At 69.5% G+C, this 18,667-nt stretch carries 16 protein-coding genes; 6 read left to right on the top strand and 10 right to left on the bottom strand.

Annotated elements, in window-relative coordinates; genetic code table 11:
• Positions 1–163 precede the first annotated feature (163 nt).
• Both QZM72_RS07640 and QZM72_RS07635 read right to left on the bottom strand, forming a co-directional pair.
• Positions 164–1,747, bottom strand: a complete 1,584-nt coding sequence (locus QZM72_RS07640; protein ID WP_179233519.1) for a trypsin-like peptidase domain-containing protein — start codon at positions 1,745–1,747, stop codon at positions 164–166.
• A gap of 516 nt (positions 1,748–2,263) precedes the next feature.
• Positions 2,264–3,742: a PLP-dependent aminotransferase family protein gene (locus QZM72_RS07635; protein WP_301737735.1), complete on the bottom strand. Its 1,479-nt coding sequence runs from the start codon at positions 3,740–3,742 to the stop codon at positions 2,264–2,266.
• Between the two features lie 203 nt (positions 3,743–3,945).
• Here QZM72_RS07635 and QZM72_RS07630 point away from each other — a divergent pair, with 203 nt between their 5' ends.
• The gene (locus tag QZM72_RS07630) at positions 3,946–5,148 is read left to right on the top strand and encodes a GNAT family N-acetyltransferase (protein ID WP_089469935.1); all 1,203 of its coding nucleotides are present in this window, start codon (positions 3,946–3,948) and stop codon (positions 5,146–5,148) included.
• A gap of 24 nt (positions 5,149–5,172) precedes the next feature.
• Here the strand turns inward: QZM72_RS07630 and QZM72_RS07625 are convergent, their stop codons facing one another.
• The gene (locus QZM72_RS07625; protein ID WP_089469936.1) at positions 5,173–5,667 is read right to left on the bottom strand and encodes a DUF3331 domain-containing protein; all 495 of its coding nucleotides are present in this window, start codon (positions 5,665–5,667) and stop codon (positions 5,173–5,175) included.
• 379 nt (positions 5,668–6,046) lie between these two features.
• Here QZM72_RS07625 and QZM72_RS07620 point away from each other — a divergent pair, with 379 nt between their 5' ends.
• The 4 genes from QZM72_RS07620 to QZM72_RS07605 all read left to right on the top strand — a co-directional run bounded on the left by QZM72_RS07620 (position 6,047) and on the right by QZM72_RS07605 (position 9,518).
• Positions 6,047–6,181, top strand: coding sequence for a hypothetical protein (locus QZM72_RS07620; RefSeq protein WP_256979748.1), 135 nt, complete (start codon positions 6,047–6,049; stop codon positions 6,179–6,181).
• 348 nt (positions 6,182–6,529) lie between these two features.
• Entirely contained in the window at positions 6,530–7,594 is a 1,065-nt protein-coding gene (locus tag QZM72_RS07615) for a 2,3-butanediol dehydrogenase (protein ID WP_089469938.1), read from the top strand.
• A gap of 315 nt (positions 7,595–7,909) precedes the next feature.
• A complete protein-coding gene (locus QZM72_RS07610) occupies positions 7,910–8,566 on the top strand; it encodes a VC0807 family protein (RefSeq protein WP_089470585.1) in 657 nt (218 codons plus the stop codon).
• A gap of 85 nt (positions 8,567–8,651) precedes the next feature.
• Positions 8,652–9,518 (top strand): CPBP family intramembrane glutamic endopeptidase, encoded by an 867-nt coding sequence (locus QZM72_RS07605; RefSeq protein ID WP_089470584.1) that lies wholly within the window; start codon positions 8,652–8,654, stop codon positions 9,516–9,518.
• A 36-nt stretch (positions 9,519–9,554) separates the two neighbouring features.
• Here QZM72_RS07605 and QZM72_RS07600 read toward each other — a convergent pair whose 3' ends face one another.
• From QZM72_RS07600 to QZM72_RS07580, 5 genes are all read right to left on the bottom strand, one after another.
• Positions 9,555–10,535, bottom strand: coding sequence for an aldo/keto reductase (locus QZM72_RS07600; protein ID WP_089469939.1), 981 nt, complete (start codon positions 10,533–10,535; stop codon positions 9,555–9,557).
• Positions 10,536–10,695: 160 nt separating this feature from the next.
• Positions 10,696–11,367, bottom strand: coding sequence for a MarC family protein (locus QZM72_RS07595; protein ID WP_027780810.1), 672 nt, complete (start codon positions 11,365–11,367; stop codon positions 10,696–10,698).
• 137 nt (positions 11,368–11,504) lie between these two features.
• The gene (locus QZM72_RS07590) at positions 11,505–12,305 is read right to left on the bottom strand and encodes an enoyl-CoA hydratase-related protein (protein ID WP_301737733.1); all 801 of its coding nucleotides are present in this window, start codon (positions 12,303–12,305) and stop codon (positions 11,505–11,507) included.
• A 38-nt stretch (positions 12,306–12,343) separates the two neighbouring features.
• Positions 12,344–13,666: a phenylacetate--CoA ligase PaaK gene (gene paaK / locus QZM72_RS07585; protein ID WP_301737732.1), complete on the bottom strand. Its 1,323-nt coding sequence runs from the start codon at positions 13,664–13,666 to the stop codon at positions 12,344–12,346.
• Positions 13,667–13,726: 60 nt separating this feature from the next.
• Positions 13,727–15,283 carry a 3-hydroxyacyl-CoA dehydrogenase gene (locus tag QZM72_RS07580; RefSeq protein ID WP_089469942.1) on the bottom strand — a complete coding sequence of 519 codons (1,557 nt, stop codon included), beginning with the start codon at positions 15,281–15,283 and terminating at the stop codon, positions 13,727–13,729.
• Positions 15,284–15,823: 540 nt separating this feature from the next.
• On the opposite strand from QZM72_RS07580, the gene QZM72_RS07575 reads away from it, so the two are divergent.
• Complete coding sequence (locus tag QZM72_RS07575; protein ID WP_089469943.1) at positions 15,824–16,912, top strand: calcium:proton antiporter; 1,089 nt, start codon at positions 15,824–15,826, stop codon at positions 16,910–16,912.
• Positions 16,913–17,005: 93 nt separating this feature from the next.
• Here QZM72_RS07575 and QZM72_RS07570 read toward each other — a convergent pair whose 3' ends face one another.
• Both QZM72_RS07570 and QZM72_RS07565 read right to left on the bottom strand, forming a co-directional pair.
• The gene (locus QZM72_RS07570; RefSeq protein WP_256979749.1) at positions 17,006–17,491 is read right to left on the bottom strand and encodes a LysM peptidoglycan-binding domain-containing protein; all 486 of its coding nucleotides are present in this window, start codon (positions 17,489–17,491) and stop codon (positions 17,006–17,008) included.
• A 228-nt stretch (positions 17,492–17,719) separates the two neighbouring features.
• Positions 17,720–18,628 (bottom strand): LysR substrate-binding domain-containing protein, encoded by a 909-nt coding sequence (locus QZM72_RS07565; protein WP_089469944.1) that lies wholly within the window; start codon positions 18,626–18,628, stop codon positions 17,720–17,722.
• Between the last annotated feature and the right edge of the window lie 39 nt (positions 18,629–18,667).

The following is an 18,667-nucleotide window of genomic DNA, read 5'->3' as shown; positions in this document are numbered from 1 at the left end:
TCGGGGGCGCATGGGTGCCGGCGCGATCCTGCTACCGGACCCTGCGCCTGTGGGCTACTACGATGAAGCAAGCCGTTTTCATGCCGAATGGCTCCTGAATGGATGGCGAACCGTCAGCGATAGCGGACGATGTTAGGCGGACGACGCCAGCCGCGTCAACGCCCTAACGCACGCGCACCGAGACGAACTTCCGCGCGTTGTTGCGCTGGATCAGCACGGCGATCACGCTGCCGCCGTTCGCTTCGAGCGACGGCACGTCGTCCGGCGTCTCGAGCAGCGTGTCGTTGAGCGACAGCACGACGTCGCCCGGCTGGATGCCCGCGCGCGCGGCCGGGCCGTGCACCGCGTCCACCATCATTCCGACCGCGAGCCCCGTCGAACGACGCTCGTCGTCGCTCAGTGCGTGCATCGTCAGCCCGAGGCGGTCGCCGTGGTCGCCGCTGCCGCTTGCGTCGCCGGCTGCCGGCCCCGGCCGCGCGGCGGCCTTCGGCGCGGCCATGCCGACCGTGGCGGCCGCGCTCCCGCCCGCGTCGTCGGCGCCGACGATCGTCAGCTTCACCGGCGCACGGTTGCGGATCACGCGCAGCGGCGCCTTCGCGCCGGGCGGCAGCGCGGCGGCCAGGTCGTCCAGTTCGGCCGAGCGACCAATGGCCTTGTCGCCCATCTTCACGATCACGTCGCCCGGCTTCAGGCCGGCCGCGGCGGCCGGCGAGCCGGGCGCGACGCCGTTGACGAGCGCGCCTGCCGGACGCGGCAGCCCGAACGCCGCGGCCAGACCGACGCCGACGTCCTGCACGTCCGCGCCGAACGCATTGCCCGACGGCGCACCCGGCGCGGGCGCCTGAGCCTGCTGTTGCGTCTGCATCTGCGCCTGCTGTTGCGCGCGCAACTGGGCGCGCATCCTTGACGCGAACGCGATCGGGATGGCGAACGTCGTGCTGGCGTAGCGATCCGTGCCCGTATAGACCTGCACCGCGATGCCGACCACGTCACCCGCGCGATTGAACACGGGGCCGCCCGAGTTGTCCGGGTTCGGCGCGATGTCGGTCTCGAAGAACGGAAATGCGCTGCCGTCCGGCAAGCGGCGCGACGTCGCGCTGACGATGCCGGCCGTGACCGTGTTGCCCGACCCGTCCGGCGCGCCGATCGTCATCACCGGTTCGCCCGCGCGAACCTTCGACGAATCGCCGACGCGCACGAACGGCAGCTTCGTCGCGTCGACGCGCAGCACGGCAACGTCGCTTTGCGGATCGACGGCCAGCACCGTCCCCTTGAATTCGCGGCGGTCGATGAGCCGCACGGTCACGTCGGTCGCCTCGTCGACCACATGGGCGGACGTGACGATCAGGCCGTCGGCGCTGACGATGAAGCCCGAGCCGCTGCCGGACACCGCACGCGGCGGCGTATCGGGCGCCTGCGCCCCCTGCGCGGGCGGCGCCGCGCCGTGCCGGAAGAACGCGGCGAGCGGATCGTCGGGATCGAGGGCTGCAAAGGCCGGCCCGCCGGTTTGCGGATCGGGTGTGGCGGCCAGGATGGTCACGACCGCCGGGCCGTAGCGCTCGACGATCGCGGGAAAGTCGACCGGCATCGCGTAAGACGCGGCGGGAATCCGCGCCTTCATCGCCGGCGGTGCGGCGTGCGGCGCGAGGGTGCCGGCGACGGCGGCGGGCGGCGGCAAACATCCGGCAAACACGCCCCCGATCAACGCGGTGCGAAGCACGGCGCGAGCAAGCGTCTGGCAAACCACGGTGCCACCTCCCCCGGCAGCCGCGACGCCACCCTGCGCGAGACGCGCAGGCGCCCGACAAGCACCGGTACACCCAACCATTTATAGCTCACGCGCCGGTTGGAACACACGAATCGAAACCCGTATGCCGGGAGGCGCCGTGGCGGCGAAGCCGCGACGGCATTCGTTTCGAACAAAGCGCGCGGTTCGTCAATCCGAATATCCACCACGCATCGGTGCGCGTGCCGGCGTCATCGTGGCGGTCCGCGGTCGATCGTCAGGCTGTCGCACGTCACCGACAGACGGCGCGCGAACCGCGGATGGTCCGTCATCGGCCCGCATCCGCCGACGAGCCGGCACCCGCTCCGTTCAGTGGCACGACAACACCGCGACCCCGCCCACTCCTTGGGTATTCGGCAACGCAGCCGTGTAACCGACGGCCACCCGCGACATGCATGCAACGACAACGAACCGGAACGACGGGCGCAGCATCATCACGATCGGGCAGCGGGACGTTGAAATCGCGACACCCCACCATCACGCGCCACCCGCGCCGACCCGCTCCGCGATCGTCGACACCATCCGCAACATCGGCTCGAACGCGTCGGCCGACGTATTGCCGAAACCGAGCACGAGCCCGTTGCCGGCCCGCGCCGCATCGATCGCGAAACCCGACAGCGGAAACGGCCCGATGCCATGCGCGCGCGCCGCTTCGACGATCGCGCGATCGCGATAACGCGCCGGCAGCCGCAACGCGAGATGCAACCCGCACGGGCCACCCTCGACCTGGTGCGGCACGCTCAGGCTGCTATCGAGCGCGGCGAGCAGCAAACGCCGCCGGTCGCGATACAGCCGGCGCATCCGTCCGAGATGCCGGCCGTACTCGCCCGTCTCGATGAAATCGGCCAGCGCGAGCTGCACGTGGCGCGTCCCGCCGCGCAGCATCTCCGGCAGCGCCGGCCGCACGGCGGCCAGCAACGCGTCGGGCAACACGAGAAAGCCGATCCGCAGCGCCGGAAACATCGTCTTGCTGAACGAGCCGAGATAGACGACCGGCGAATCGGGCGCGAGCCCCTGCATCGCGCCGATCGGCTCGCCGGTGTGACGGAATTCGCTGTCGTAGTCGTCCTCGATGATCCACGCGCGATGGCGGCGCGCCGCATCGATCAGCGCGAGCCGGCGCGAGATCGACAGCACGGCGCCGGTCGGGAACTGGTTCGACGGCGTCGTGTAGACGAGGCGCGGCGGTCGCTCGCGCCAGTCGTCCGGTTCCACGCGCAGCCCTTCCGCGTCGACCGGCATCGGCACGACGTCGAGGTCGGCCGCCTGCATCGCGGTGCGCGCGCCGCGATAGCCGGGCTCCTCGACCCACACCGTATCGCCCGGATTCGTCAGCAACTGGGCGCACAGCGCGATCGCACCCTGTGCGCCTTCGGTGATCACGATCTGCTCCGGGTCGCAGCGCACGCCGCGCGTGACGGCCAGGTGGCGCGCGATCGATTCGCGCAACGCGGGTTCGCCGAGCGGATCGCCGTACGCCAGCAGGTCGCGGCCCGCGCGGCGCAACGCGCGGTCGATCGCATGCCGCCACGCATCCACCGGGAAATGCGACAGCGCCGGCACGCCCGGCCGGAAGCCCTCCGATTCGCCGGTGCCGACGAGGCTCGGGCGAATCCGCTCGAGCCGCTGCGCGACGGCCGGCGGCGCGGTACGCCGGCGGGGCGGCGCCGGTCGCGACAGCCCGACGACCCGCGTGCCGCGACGATCCGACTGCAGGAAGCCTTCGGCGACGAGCTGCTCGTACACGGCGGCCGTCGTATTGCGCGACACGCCGAGCGTTTCGGCCAGCGCGCGCGTGCCGGGCAGCCGCGTGCCGGCCGGCATCGCGCCGCCGAGAATCGCGTCGCGCACGCGGCGCAACAACTGGCGCTGCAGCGAAGGCGCGCCGGGCGTGCGCGCCAGCGGCGCATCGAGCGGCAACGACGGCGCGTCGCCGGAAGGAAAGGCAATCGTCATCGGAACATCGCAGCGTGAAAGACGGGAACGGGACGTACGGCCAGCGGCGCACGGTAAGCGCGGCAAGCGTGCACACGGCTGACGGTCATCGCTCGTGGCACCATAAATTTGCCATTCTCTGGCGCTTCTCATGGTACCTCGCCGCGACTACGATCGTCTGCATGCCGGCATGTCGCCGGCCGCCAACCGAAGCGAGATCGACCTTGCCCACGCTCACCAACGCTTTCCAGCAGCCCATCGGCCACCCCGTTCCCGACTGGTCCGCGCGTCCGCGCCCGGAGCGCATCGCGCTCGAAGGCCGTTACTGCCGGCTCGAACCGCTCGACGCCGAGCGCCACGCGGCCGATCTGTACGCCGCCTACGCGCAAGCGCCCGACGGCAGCGACTGGACCTATCTCGCGCACGGCCCGTACACCGACGCGTCCAGCTACCGCGACTACGCGCGCGGCGCACAGGCGAGCACCGATCCGCTCCACTACACGGTGATCGACCGGGCCACCGGCCGCGCGGTCGGCACGCTCGCGCTGATGCGCATCGATCCGGCCAACGGCGTGATCGAGGTCGGCTCCGTCACGTTCTCGCCGCTGCTCAAGCGCACGCCGGTGTCGACGGAAGCGCAGTTCCTGCTGATGAAGTATGCGTTCGACACGCTCGGCTACCGGCGCTACGAATGGAAGTGCGACGACCTGAACGCGCCGTCGCGCAAGGCGGCGGCGCGCCTCGGCTTCCGCTACGAAGGCACGTTCCGGCAGGCGATCGTCTACCGCGCCCGCAATCGCGACACCGCGTGGTTCTCGATCATCGACGGCGAATGGCCGGACGTTCGCGCCGCGTTCGACGCGTGGCTCGCACCGGAGAACTTCGACGCCGAAGGCAACCAGCGCCAGTCGCTCACCGCGATCCGCCACGCGCAGGCCGCCGCGCGCGACGCCGCCAGCCGCGCGAACGACGCGACGCGCGTGACGGTGCGCCCGCTCGTCGCCGCCGACGAAGCCGCGTGGCGCCCGCTGTGGCAGGGTTACCAGACGTTCTACGACACCGCGCTGAGCGACGCGGTGTTCGCGACGACCTGGGCGCGCCTGATGGACCCGGCCGAGCCGATGTTCGTGCTCGGCGCGTTCGACGCGTCGGGTGCGATGGTCGGGATCGTGCATGCGATCTACCATCGCTCGTGCTGGACCGAAGGGCCGTACTGCTACCTGCAGGACCTGTACACGGCGCCCGACGCCCGCGGGCAAGGCGCGGGCGGCGCGCTGATCGAGGCCGTGTACGAACGGGCCCGCGAAGCCGGCGCGAGCCGTGTGTACTGGCTCACGCACGAGACCAACACGACCGCACGCGCGCTGTACGACAAGCTCGCGAACAACGCCGGGTTCATCCAGTACCGGCACGACCTGAAGAAATAACGTCGTCCTCCGGACGGCCGAGGTTCAGTCGTGAACATCGGCCGGATGGCGTGCGTCGCCGTCCTCCGGCGTCCCGTCGCACGCCGCACCGTCCCTACCCGGCACCGATGCCGGGTGGATCATCTCGTCGCCATTGGCCGGCACGGGCCGCCGCACCGGCCGGAACACCGGCTCGCCCGGCTCGATCGTCTGCCCCGAGAGCGCGCAGCGACCGGGCTGCAGCGCGACGCGCAGGCGCCAGCGTTGCTCGCCGTAATGACAGCGGCCGCTCTCGACCCATCGCACCAGCAGTGCGTCGTCGCCAGCCTCCAGCACCGTGACGAACAGTTGCGGGCGCAACGGCGACACCGCGGCCGTCGCGTGCGCCGGAACCGGCGCACGGCCGATCGGCGCGAGCGGATGCGCGACCACGCCGTCGCGCGACGGCAGCGCACCGTCTTCGTCGAGCGCGGACGGGGACGCGGACACGTCGCACGACCGGTCTTCTTCGCAGATCAGGCTTTCCATGGTGTCGAGCATGCTTGACGGATTTCCGTGCAGGTTGACCGACGCAGACACTCCACTCGGCGCCGGCCCATCGGTTCGCGCAGCAAGAACAGACCGATCGCCGCGCTAGCGACGGCGCACCGGTGGCCATGCGACGGCAGCATGGCGGCACCGGCCGCGACAGGCGCTTCGGTCGTCTTCACCGCCATCGAAGCGGCAGCGTGCAACGGGATGTCGCACGCGAGCGCAATCGGACTGGCGCACATGATACAAATTGAAGTTAACTTCAAGTAAAGGGGTAGCGTGCGCAACGATCCGTTTCGGCGATGACGGCAATGGCCGGCGCGACGCGCGACGGAGGCGTCCTGGTCTAAGCCGTTGGCTTCGCTCCGACAACGCTGAACATCTACGCATGCCGACCGCCTCCCTCGCACCGGCCACGCTGTTCCCGCTCGACGAGGCCGGGTCCGAAGCCGGCCGGCCGCTGTACCGTGCCGCCGGATTCACGCCGCTCGCTACGGCTGCCGTGGACGAAGTGCTCGCCTGAACGCGGGTCGAACCGCGGTTCCCGTCACCGTTCGTCTCGCGATTCGTCTCATTGCGCTGAGACGAACGTCCCGGCGTCTCATTCGACTCGCCGTTTCGCTATCGCAGCAAATCCGACACGCCATTTCTTCCGAGCCTTTACCGGACGGCGCAATCCGCCATGATGCAGCGCGCCCGCGCCCCCCCTTCCGACCGCCCCGCACCGCCCCGATTCGCGCTGGCCCCGTTCCTGCATACCGGTCGATCGCGCAATCGCGCGACGGGCGCACCGGCGGCGTCGCCGCACGCCCGACGACAACCTGATGGAGACAGCAACGTGAGCACACCGGTATCGACCGCCCCGCCCAGCATGAAAGCCGCCGTCTGGCATGGCCGCCACGACATCCGCGTCGAACAGGTTCCCGTTCCGGAGCGCCCGCCCGCCGGGTGGGTCACGATCCGCGTGCACTGGTGCGGCATCTGCGGCTCCGACCTGCACGAATACGTCGCCGGGCCGGTGTTCATCCCGGTCGACGCACCGCATCCGCTCACCGGCCTGAAAGGCCAGTGCATCCTCGGCCACGAGTTCAGCGGCGAGATCGCCGAACTCGGCGCGGGCGTGTCGGGCTTCGCGGTCGGCGACCGCGTGACGGCCGACGCATGCCAGCATTGCGGCACCTGCTGGTACTGCCGGCACGGGCTGTACAACATCTGCGAGAACCTCGCGTTCACCGGGCTGATGAACAACGGTGCGTTCGCCGAATACGTGAACGTGCCGGCCGAACTGCTGTACAAGCTGCCCGACGATTTCCCGACCGAGGCCGGCGCGCTGATCGAACCGCTCGCGGTCGGGCTGCATGCGGTGAAGAAGGCCGGCAACATCGTCGGGCAGACCGTCGTCGTGGTCGGCGCGGGCACCATCGGCCTGTGCACGATCATGTGCGCGAAGGCCGCGGGCGCCGGACGCGTGATCGCGCTGGAGATGTCGGCCGCGCGCAAGCAGAAGGCGCTGGAGGTCGGCGCGAGCGTCGTGATCGATCCGAAGGCCTCTGATGCGATCGCGGAAGTCAAGGCACTGACGGGCGGCTACGGCGCCGACGTGTCGTTCGAGTGCATCGGCCACACGGCCACCGCGAAGCTCGCGATCGACGTGATCCGCAAGGCCGGCAAGTCGGTGATGGTCGGCATCTTCGAGGAGCCGACGCCGTTCAACTTCTTCGACATCGTGTCGACCGAGAAGGAAGTGATCGGTTCGCTCGCGTACAACGGCGAATTCGCGGACGTGATCCGCTTCATCGCGGATGGCCGCATCGACGTGCAGCCGCTCATCACCGGGCGCATCGCGCTCGGCGACATCGTCGCGCACGGCTTCGAGGAACTGGTCAATCACAAGGACCGCAACGTGAAGATCATCGTCCAGCCGGCCCTCGCCTGACCGCCCGCGCGCGGCCGCGGCATCGATTCATGCCGCGCCGCGCCGGCTCGCGCACGGCCAACGCATCCCGATCGACGACGGGCCGCGACACGACGCCACGCGACGGCGCGATCGTGCAGGACGTCCCCGCCCCGCCGCCGCGTGCGCCGATCGATCCGCCGGCCGCTGCACGCGAGTACGGCGGCTCGCCGTGCCGGCAAGCGACACCGCAACCCCGCCCGATTCTTCGATATACTGGACCGAACCCTTTTCGGGGCAACCGGGGGCAACCACGCCTTTCGCGCGTCCGCCCCAACCTGCGTGGAATGGCGCACCGTGAAACCGCGAGCCGGACTGATTCTCGAACTCTTCGTCAACCTCGTGCTGCCTTGGGTGGCCTATCGGGTCGCGCATCCGCATTTCGGCGAAACCGGCGCGCTGTACGCATCGGCGGTTCCGCCGATCGTCTGGTCGATCGTCGAATTCATCCGCTCGCGCCGCATCGACGCGGTGGCGGCCATCGTGCTGCTCGGCATCACGCTGTCGATCGTCGGGATGGCGTTCGGCGGCAGCCCGCGCACGCTGCTGATGCGCGAATCGATCGGGTCGGGCACGATCGGCATCGTGTTCCTGCTGTCGCTGTTCCGCGAACGCCCGCTGATCTACTATCTGGCCCGCGCCACCGTGGCCCGCGAGATGGACGGCGGCGCCGCGCACTTCGAAGCCGTCTGGGACGCGCAGCCGGGCCTGCGGCAGATGCTGCGGCGGATGACGTTCGTGTGGGGCGCCATCATGACGATCGAAATGCTGCTGCGCTGGTGGATGGTCGCCAACTGGCCGGTCGAGCGCGTGCTGGTCGTGTCGCCGGTGATGGGCTACACGGTGTTCAGCTGCCTGCTGCTGTGGACGTTCTGGTATCGGCGGCGGATGCGCGCGCGCAACAGCGTCGACATCCCGGGCCGCAGCGGCGTGACCGAGACCGCCGGCCGCTGACGCGCGGCTGGCCCGCTGCCCGGCGGCGTGTCACGGCGCCTGCTGTATGATGCGCGGCGTCTCGTCCGCCGATCCGTTTCCCGTCATGTCCCTTACGCTCCTTCCGTGCGCCACGATCTGGGTCGCCCTGTTCGCGGCCGCCGCATTCGCGTGGCATCGCCCGCTGCACGGCCTGAGCATCGGCCTCGCCGCGCTCGGCTATGCGGGCGCGCTGGCGTTCGGCCAGCTTGCGCCGATCGCGCTCGCGCCGATCGCGCTGCTGATCGCGGCCGGCTGGGGCGTGCTGCCCGCGCGCCCGCTCGCGGTACGCATCGCCGCGCACCTCGTCTTTGCCGCGCTCGCGATCGCGCTGAGCCTGCACCTGATTCCCGGCTTCCACAATCCGCGCGTGATCGGGCCGATCCGCTTCACGCCGGACGCCGTGCCGTTCACGATGTACCTGAATTTCGACAAGCCGCTCGTCGGCCTGTGGCTGCTGTGGGTGCTGCCGTGGGTCGCGCCGGACGTCGCGCTGTCGCGCGCGCTGCGCACCGGCGTGGTGGCGGCCGTCGCGACGGCGGCCGCGTGCCTGGCCGGCGCGCTCGCGTTCGGGATGGTCGGCTGGGCGCCCAAATGGCCGCCGTCCGGCTGGCTGTGGCTCGCGAATAACGTGTTGCTGGTGACGCTCGCCGAGGAAGCGCTGTTCCGCAGCTACGTGCAAGGCGGGCTGACCCGCGTGCTCCGCGCGTGGTCATGCGGCCCGTGGGTCGCGCTCGCGGCCGGCGCGGTGCTGTTCGGCGCCGCGCACGCGGCCGGCGGCTGGCCGTGGATCGTGCTCGGCACGGTGGCCGGCATCGGCTACGGGCTCGCGTGGCGACGCGGCGGCCTGCTCGCCGCCGCGCTCGCGCATGCGGGGCTGAACGTCGTCCACTTCGGCCTGTTCACTTACCCGATGCTCGCCACCGCGCGCTGATCGCGACGCCGGCACCGGCGCCGCCCGCGCTGCCGCTCAGTTGAACCCGGCCACCGCGTGCGGCACGTACGGGCGTTCGAGCGTGGCGATCTCGTCGTCGGTCAGCTTCAGCGCGAGCGCGCCGAGCACATCGTCCAGTTGCCGCGGCTTCGAAATGCCGACGATCGGCGCGGTCACGCCGCGCTTTTGCGCGACCCACGCCAGCGCGACCTGCGCGCGCGGCACGTTGCGCGCGGCGGCGATCGCCGCGACGGCGTCGACGACCGCCTTGTCGGCGTCGGCCGTCGCGTCGTACAGCCGCTGGCCGACGTCGTCCTTCTGCTGCCGTTCCGACGATTCGTCCCAGTTGCGCGTCAGGCGCCCACGTGCGAGCGGGCTCCACGGGATCACCGCGATGCGTTCGTCCTCGCACAGCGGCAGCATTTCGCGCTCCTCTTCGCGATACAGCAGGTTCAGGTGGTTCTGCATGCTGACGAAGCGGGTCCAGCCGTTCTGCTTCGACGTGTGCAGCGCCTTCGCGAACTGCCACGCGAACATCGACGACGCGCCGATATAGCGCGCCTTGCCGGCCTTGACGACGTCGTGCAGCGCCTCGAGGGTCTCCTCGATCGGCGTGCCGTAATCCCAGCGGTGAATCTGGTAGAGATCGACGTAGTCGGTACCGAGCCGCTTCAGGCTCTGGTCGATGTCGGTCATGATCGCCTTGCGCGACAGGCCGGCGCCGTTCGGTCCCGGCCGCATCCGGTAGAACACCTTCGTCGCGATCACGACGTCGTCGCGCTTCGCGAAATCGCGCAGCGCGCGGCCGACGATCTCCTCCGACGTGCCGTCCGAATACATGTTCGCGGTGTCGAAGAAGTTGATGCCGGCCTCGACTGCCCGCTGGATGATCGGGCGGCTTTCCGCTTCCGGCAGCGTCCACGGGTGCGTGCCGCGCGACGGCTCGCCGAACGTCATGCAGCCCAATACCAGCTTCGACACGTCCAGCCCGGTCGACCCGAATTTCACGTATTCCATTGCGCGCCTCGCCACTCAAGTTGGGGATTGCGGCCGGATGCGCGCCGCGCATCCGCCAGACGTCGCATGGTATCCCGCATGCCGCGAACGCGTATGACCGCGCGCCGCGTGCAGGCTGCGTGAAAGGTTGAACCTCGAAGGGCGAACCGGAACGCTCCGGTTACTTGGCCTGGTCGGCGATCGGCTGCAGGAACGCGGAGAAGCCGGTCAGCATGATCTGCACGCCGATACACAGCAGCAGGAACGCCGACACGCGCTTCGCGACCTTGGTTCCTTCGCTGCCGAGGTAGCGCGCGAGCAGCGCGGAGCGGCTGTAGACCTGCCAGATCACGAGCGCGACGAGCACGGACACGGCGATCGACACGATGCTCGACAGCATGAATTCCGACAGCTTGTGCGTGCGGTTCGCGTTCAGCGCGATCGCGGTCGCGATGGAGCCGGGGCCGACCGTCAGCGGCACCGTCAACGGGAAGAACGCGCGCGTCATGATCGCGTTCGCGTCGATCGGCTTGACGGGCGTGTCGCCGCCGCCCGGCCCGTCCGGTTCGTTCAGCATCTGCCAGCCGGCCACGGCAACCGCGAAGCCGCCGCCGATCCGCAGCGCTTCCATCGAGATCCCGAAGAAATGCAGCACCGGCGTGCCGGCGAAGAACGCGACCATCAGCACGACGAATGCATTGAACGCGACCTTCCGCGCGAGCAGATCCCGTTCGTGCGCGGTGAGCGCCTCGGTTCGTTCGAGAAACAGGAACGCGATACCGATCGGATTGATGATGCCGATCAGGCCGGTAAAGCCGAACAGGATCTCGGAGACAAGGCGATTGACGATCATCGTGCGAAGCATCGGTCGGGACGGGGCCGGCAGCGCGCCGGAGGTCACGCATTGTAGTGCAAGCGCCCCGGCCCGAGACGCAAAATGCGGCGGGCCCGGTTGCGCCGCCGATCGTCGCGGACGCTCGTCGCGCGGCCTTATTCGGCGCCCGTCTCCCACGCCGGCGGCCGCTTCGCGAAGAAGGCCGCGAAGCCTTCCTTCGCTTCCGGCGTCGCCCGCACACGGGAGATCGTCTGCGCGGTGAACGCCGCGCGTTCGTCCGACGGCGGGTACTCGCCGATCGCATCGAAGAAGCGCTTGATCTCCATCAGCGCGTGCGGGCCGTTGCGGCCCAGTTCGGCGAGCGTCCGCTCGAGCGCGTCGTCGAGCGCATCGAGCGGCACGGCCTGATGGATCAGGCCGATCGCGACGGCCTCGGCGGCCGCGAGCTGCGTCGCGGTCAGCGCGAGCCGGCGCGCCTGGCGCTGGCCGACCGCCTCGACCAGATACGGGCCGATCACGGCCGGCAGGATCCCGAAGCGCGCCTCGCTCACCGAGAAGCGCGCGTGGTCGCTCGCAATCGCGATGTCGCACGCGGCGCACAGGCCCACGCCGCCGCCGAACGCGTGGCCCTGCACGCGTGCGACCGTCGGTTTCGGACATTGCCGGATCGCGCGCATCATCGCGGCGAACTGCTCGGCGTCACGCAGGTTCGCTGCCGCATCGTTCGCGCTCGCGCGCTGCATCCACTGCAGGTCGGCGCCCGCGCAGAACGCGCGGCCGTCCGAGCGCAACACGATCGCGCGCACGTCGTCGCGCCGGCCGAGCGGGGTGAATGCGTCGGTCAATTCCGCGATCATCGTCTCGTCGAACGCGTTCAGCACGTCGCCGCGCTGCAGCGCGACGGTCGCGATGCCGCGCGCATCGACCGTGACGGCCAGGGTCTTCAATTCATCCATCGAACAGGTTTCCTCGGGTAGAACGGCACACATCGACATCACGCGGCCTGGCGGCGATCGATCACGCGGCGCGCCTTGCCGGTCGCGGTCGCGGGGATACCGCCGGCCGTCAGCACCGTCACGCCGGACGACACGCCGACCATCGTCTTGATCCGGTGCTGCAGCTCGCGCGCGAGTGCCGCGCGATCGCCGTCGGTGACCGACGATGCCGCCTCGGAGCGCAGCTCGACCGCGAGGTCGAGCCGGTCCATGTGACCGTCGCGCGACAGCGTGATCTGGAACTGGCCCGACAACTGCGGCAGCGCGACGACGATTTCCTCGATCTGGCTCGGGAACACGTTCACGCCGCGCACGATCAGCATGTCGTCGGAGCGGCCCGTGATCTTCGCGAGCCGGCGCATCGCGCGCGCGGTCGGCGGCAGCAGCGCGGTGAGGTCGCGCGTGCGGTAGCGGATCACCGGCATCGCCTCCTTCGTCAGCGACGTGAACACGAGCTCGCCCTGGCTGCCGTCGGGCAGCACTTCGCCGGTGACGGGATCGATGATCTCCGGGTAGAAATGGTCTTCCCAGATCACCGGGCCGTCCTTCGTCTCGACGCATTCGCACGCGACGCCGGGCCCCATCACTTCCGACAGCCCGTAGATATCGAGCGCGTCGATACCCACGCGCGTCTCCACTTCATTGCGCAGCGCCTGCGTCCACGGCTCCGCGCCGAAGATGCCGATCTTCAGCGACGATTCGGCCGGGTCCATCCCCTGCCGCACCATCTCGTCGATCAGGTTCAGCATGTACGACGGCGTGACGAGAATGATCTTCGGCTCGAAATCGCGAATCAGCTGCACCTGCTTCTCGGTCTGGCCGCCCGACATCGGCACGACCATGCAGCCGAGCCGCTCCGCACCGTAGTGAATTCCGAGGCCGCCGGTGAAGAGGCCGTAGCCGAACGCGTTGTGCAGCGTGTCGCCCGGGCGGCCGCCGGCCGCGCGGATCGAGCGCGCGGTCACGTTCGCCCACGTGTCGATGTCGCGCGCCGTGTAGCCGACCACGGTCGGCTTGCCGGTCGTGCCGCTCGATGCGTGCACACGCACGACCTGCTCGCGCGGCACCGCGAAGAGGCCGAACGGATAGTTGTCGCGCAGATCGCTCTTGGTCGAGAACGGGAATTTCGCGAGATCGGCGAGCGACTTCAGGTCGTCCGGGTGCACGCCCGCCGCATCGAACGTGCGCCGATAGTGCGGGACGTTGTCGTACGCGTGGCGCAGCGACCACTTGAGGCGGTCGAGCTGCAGCGCCTGCAGTTCGTCGCGGCTGGCGGTCTCGATCGGCTCGAGGGCGGCGGCGGGATGCGTCGGGTGAGTCATCGGGGTGCTCCTCCAATGGAGTGATGTCGTTGTCGTGTTCGAGGTGACGAGGCGCCCGGGCTACGACCGGAACGTGCGGCCGGCCGCGTGCAGCGCGGCAAGGCGCGGCGACACGCGATAACGGTCCTCGCCGTAGCTCGCCGCCAGGTTCGACAGCACGCGATGCACGCGGCCGATGCCGATCGCATCGGCCCACGCGAGCGGGCCGCACGGGTAGTTCACGCCCTTCTCCATCGCGAGATCGAGATCGGCCGGCGAGCACACGCCCTGGTTCACCGTGTCGGCCGCTTCGTTCGCGAGCATCGCGACGGTACGCATCGCGACCATCCCCGGCACGTCCGCGACGCCGACGACGCGAAAGCCCGCCTGCTGGAACAGGCCGACCGCGTCCGCATACGCGGCATCGCTGCACTGGAGCGCGCGCGTCAGCGCGACCAGCCCGGCCTGCGCGTAATCGCGCGCCAGGTCGACGAGCACGAGATCCGCCACGCCCGTCTGGGCGGCGCGCGCGGTCGCGGTGCGGCCGTCGGTCAGCGCGATCGACGCGCGGCCGGCCACGGCGAGCCATTCGTCCGGATGCGCGTCGTTGCGCCGCGCGCCAGCGATACGTTCGGCGAAGCGCACATGCAGCGCGGCGGCCGGGCCGTCCTGCGCGAACAGCACGACGTTGGCCGGCGCGTCGCGCGGCGGTTCGAGATCGGGAGCAGGCGGCGTCGCACCATCCGCATACGGATAGAAACCGCGCCCGGACTTGCGCCCGAGGAAGCCCGCGTTCACGAGTTCCTGCTGGATCAGCGACGGGGTGTAGCGCGGGTCGTTGAAGTACGCGCGAAACACCGATTCGGTCACCGCGAAGTTCACGTCGTGGCCGATCAGGTCCATCAGCTCGAACGGCCCCATCCGGAAGCCGCCGGCTTCGCGCATCACCGCGTCGATCGTGGCGGGCGCGCCGCCCTGCTCGTTCAGCACGCGCAGCGCCTCCGCGTAATACGGCCGCGCGACGCGATTCACGATGAAGCCCGGCGTCGATTTCGCCATCACCGGTTGCTTGCCCCACGCGGCGGCTGTCGCATGCAGCATCCGGGCGACCTCGGGGGCAGTCGCGAGCCCGCTGACCACCTCGACGAGCGCCATCAGCGGCGCCGGGTTGAAGAAATGCAGGCCGGCGACGCGCTGCGGCACGCGCAGCCCGGCCGCGATCGACGTGATCGAGATCGACGACGTGTTGGTCGCCAGCACGCATGCGTCGTCGACATGACGTTCGAGCGTCGCGAAGATCTCGCGCTTCACGTCGAGCCGTTCGGCCGCCGCCTCGACGATCAGCGCGACGTCCGCGAAATCCGCCAACGCGCGCACCGCGCGAATCCGGTTGCCGGCCGCGTCGGCCTGCGCCGGTTCGAGCCGGCCCTTCTCGGCGAGCCGCGCGAACTGCGCGCGGATGCCGGCCAGCGCCTTGTCGCAGGCCGCTTCGTTCAGGTCGTACAGCCGCACCGGATGGCCGGCCGCCGCCGCGACCTGCGCAATGCCCGCGCCCATCGCGCCGGCGCCGATCACGCCGACGACGGCCGACTGCGCCAGCGCGCTGGAGTTCACCGAATGTGCAGAGGAAACAGCCATCGCTTGCGATCCGTCATGAAGTGGAGGTGCGAGCGATTATAAACCGACCGGTCGGTAGATTTATGTCAGGGCGCGCCCGAATGTGTCGTGCAAGACACCGTTACGAAAGCTGCAATGGCGAAAAAGTCGAAAGTTCGGGGCACTTTTTATAAACCGAAAGGTCAACGTAAGGGTTCGAATATGAGATAGTGATCCCCCAACGCCTGATAAAATTCGACAAATTGCCGGATTCCAGGGGAAACGCGTGTCGCGCCGTCACCGCCGTCCATCGCTCCTCTCCGGGGGCGAATCAAGCTTCCGGCCGCACGTCGCCACGTGACCTTGTCTCGCCGTCTGCGGGCAACCGCATCGAATCGTTTCATCCCGCGACGGGCTTCGGCCCGCCCGCGCCTTCGCCGCCTCGCGGCAGCGAACCCAGGGCAGCACCGCTGCGTGCCGCCACCCATCGGTTTCATCGTCCTCGTTCGGCGGATAGTACGGCCGGGCTTCGTCAACCCGTGACGGCGCGTCGCGCGCCGCCACTCGCATAAGGAAACCCTCATGCCGCTCTCGTCCAACCAGCTCCCGCGCTGGACCCTCTGGGCCCCGCTTGCCGCGTGGCTGGTACTCGCGCTGTCGCGCGTGGTGCCGGCCGAAGGCCTCGCCATCGCGGTGTTCGCCGCCGCGCTCGCCGGCGCCGTGTTCGCCGCCGTCCATCACGCGGAAGTCGTCGCGCACCGGGTCGGCGAACCGTTCGGCACCCTGGTGCTCGCGGTCGCCGTGACCGTCATCGAAGTCGCGCTGATCGTCTCGGTGATGCTGGGCGCGGGCCCCGAAAAATCGGGCCTCGCCCGCGACACCGTGTACGCCGCCGTGATGATCATCTGCAACGGCATCGTCGGCATCTGCCTGCTGGTCGGCGCATGGAAGCACGGTGAACAGGACTTCCAGGGGCGCGGCGCGAGCAAGGCGCTCGCGGTGCTCGCGTCGCTGTCGGTGCTGTCGCTCGTGATGCCGAACTACCTGAGCGCCGCGCCGGGCCCGTTCTTCTCGAAATCGCAGCTCGCGTTCGCCGGCGTGGCGTCGCTCGTGCTGTACGGCGCGTTCGTGTTCGTGCAGACCGTGCGCCACCGCGACTACTTCCTCGCCGAGCACGACAGCGCGAACGAAGCGGTGCACGCGGCCGCACCGGGCAACCGCACCGCCGTCATCAGCATGGTGCTGCTGTTCGCAAGCCTCGTCGCGGTCGTGCTGCTCGCGAAGCTGCTGTCGCCGGCCGTCGAGCACGCGGTGCTGAAGCTCGGCGCCCCCGAAGCCGCGGTCGGTATCGTGATCGCCGCGCTCGTGCTGCTGCCGGAAGGGCTCGCGGCCGTCACCGCCGCGCGTGCGAACCGGCTGCAGACCAGCATGAACCTCGCGCTCGGTTCGGCGCTTGCGAGCATCGGGCTCACGATCCCGACCGTCGCCGCCGTGTTCATCTGGGTCGGCCAGCCGCTCACGCTCGGGATCGGCGCGATGGAAACGGTGCTGCTGGCGCTCACGCTGCTGGTCAGCACGCTCACGCTGAGCCAAGGGCGCACGACGGTGCTGCACGGCGTCGTGCACGTCGCGCTGTTCGCCGCGTACCTGTTCCTGTCGTTCACGCACTGATGCGAAACGGCGCGGGGCCCGGCGGGTATTCTCCGTCAGGCCCCGCGTATCGCTTCACTTTCCTCGCTTCACCTCTCCCGCCTCACGCCGCGGCTAGCGAACCGGAATCACCAGATGCTGGCCGGCCGGGATCAGGTTCGGGTTCGCGAGGTTGTTGCGGCGCTGGATCTCGCGATAGCGCTGGCCGCTGCCCAGCTTGCTCGCCGCGATCAGGGTCAGCGTATCGCCCGCCTTCACCACGTACGTATGCTCGCCGGATGCGGCCGAGGTCGTCATCGTCTGGTCGCCGACGAAGTACTTGCGCAGCAGGTCGAGATACCGCGGCGACTGCCTGAGCTTCGCGATCGCGGCGTTCAGGTAGATCAGCAGGTCCTGGTCGTCGGCGCGCACGTCGATCTTGTACGCGATGTTCGAGCCGTCGAGCTTGGTCACCGCGAACTTCAGATCCGTGCCCTTGATCGAGCTGACCGCGAACGCACGGCCGGTTTCCCGGTACGAAGTCGTAAAGGCCCATCGTTGTTCTTTTGCGTGTCGCGGGTGCAGGAACCGCGCGGCCGGCGCGTCCCGCTCCAAATGCACGGACGTATCCTGCGCCGAGCGGCATTCAGCGCCAAGCAGTCCACGTGGAACCCTTCGTCGGGCTGGCGACGCCGCTGTCGCCGCTCCATCCGACAGCGCCTTGCACGAGGTCAGCTTTTCGAATTGAAAGGATTCCTGCCTTCGATGCTCGCTCGGGATCGCTTGCCATCGCGGCAGCGCACGCCGCCCGATCGAAAGCTTGTGACGTCGCGCGCCCTTGTCATGCCGCTACGCCGACGCGCCGCCCTGCTCCTGCGCAAGAAACCGCTCGACCATCGCGTTGAACACCGGCAGCGCGGGATTGTCGTTGTCCGCGCGCCATGCGAGATACAACTCGGCCGCCACGTTGACGCCCGCCAGCGGCCGGAACACCACACCGTCCACGTGTAGCTCGCGCGCCGACGCCGGCACCAGCGCCGCGCCGAGCCCCGCGCGCACGAGGCCGAGGATCGTATGCGTCTGGCCGACGTAGTGCAGGTAGTTCGGCAGCCGCCCGGCGCTCGCGAACATCCCCGAAATCATGTCGTGGAAATACTTGCCCTCGTTCGGCGAATACGCGATGAACGGCTGCCGGTCGAGTTCGTCGGGGCCGATCTGCTCATAGGCGGCGAGCGGCGCGCCCTGCGCGACCGCGACGAGCATCGGTTCGCGCTGCACGAGCCGGTATTCGAGCGGCTGGCGCGCGGCGCGCTGGCGCACGAAACCGGCGTCGAGCATCCGCGACGCGAGCGCGTCGATCTGCACGGTCGACACCATCTCGCGCAATTCGACGTCGACGTCCGGCAATGCATGCGCGGCATGCGCGAGCAGCACCGGAATCATCCGGTACGCACTGACGGCCGTGAACCCGAGCGTGATGCGCCCGGCCCCGCCGTGCGCGACGCGCTGCGCGGCCTGCTCGGCCCGCGCGGAGAATTCGAGGATGTGCCGCGCGTCGCGCAGGAAGCGTTCGCCGGCCGCGGTGAGGCTGACCTGCCGGCTGCTGCGCTCGAGCAGTGCGATGCCGAGCGCGTGCTCGAGCAACTGGATTTGCCGGCTGAGCGGCGGCTGGGTCATGAACAGCCGCTTGGCCGCACGGCCGAAATGCAGCTCTTCGGCCACCGCGACGAAGCAGCGAAGCTGGTGCAGTTCAATCATTCAAATGTTGAATCAATCGATAGTCTTTTGATGTTAGAC

Source organism: Burkholderia sp. AU45388, from assembly GCF_030481585.1.
GTDB classification, from domain to species: domain Bacteria; phylum Pseudomonadota; class Gammaproteobacteria; order Burkholderiales; family Burkholderiaceae; genus Burkholderia; species Burkholderia sola.
This window is presented reverse-complemented; position numbering and strand designations above follow the sequence as displayed.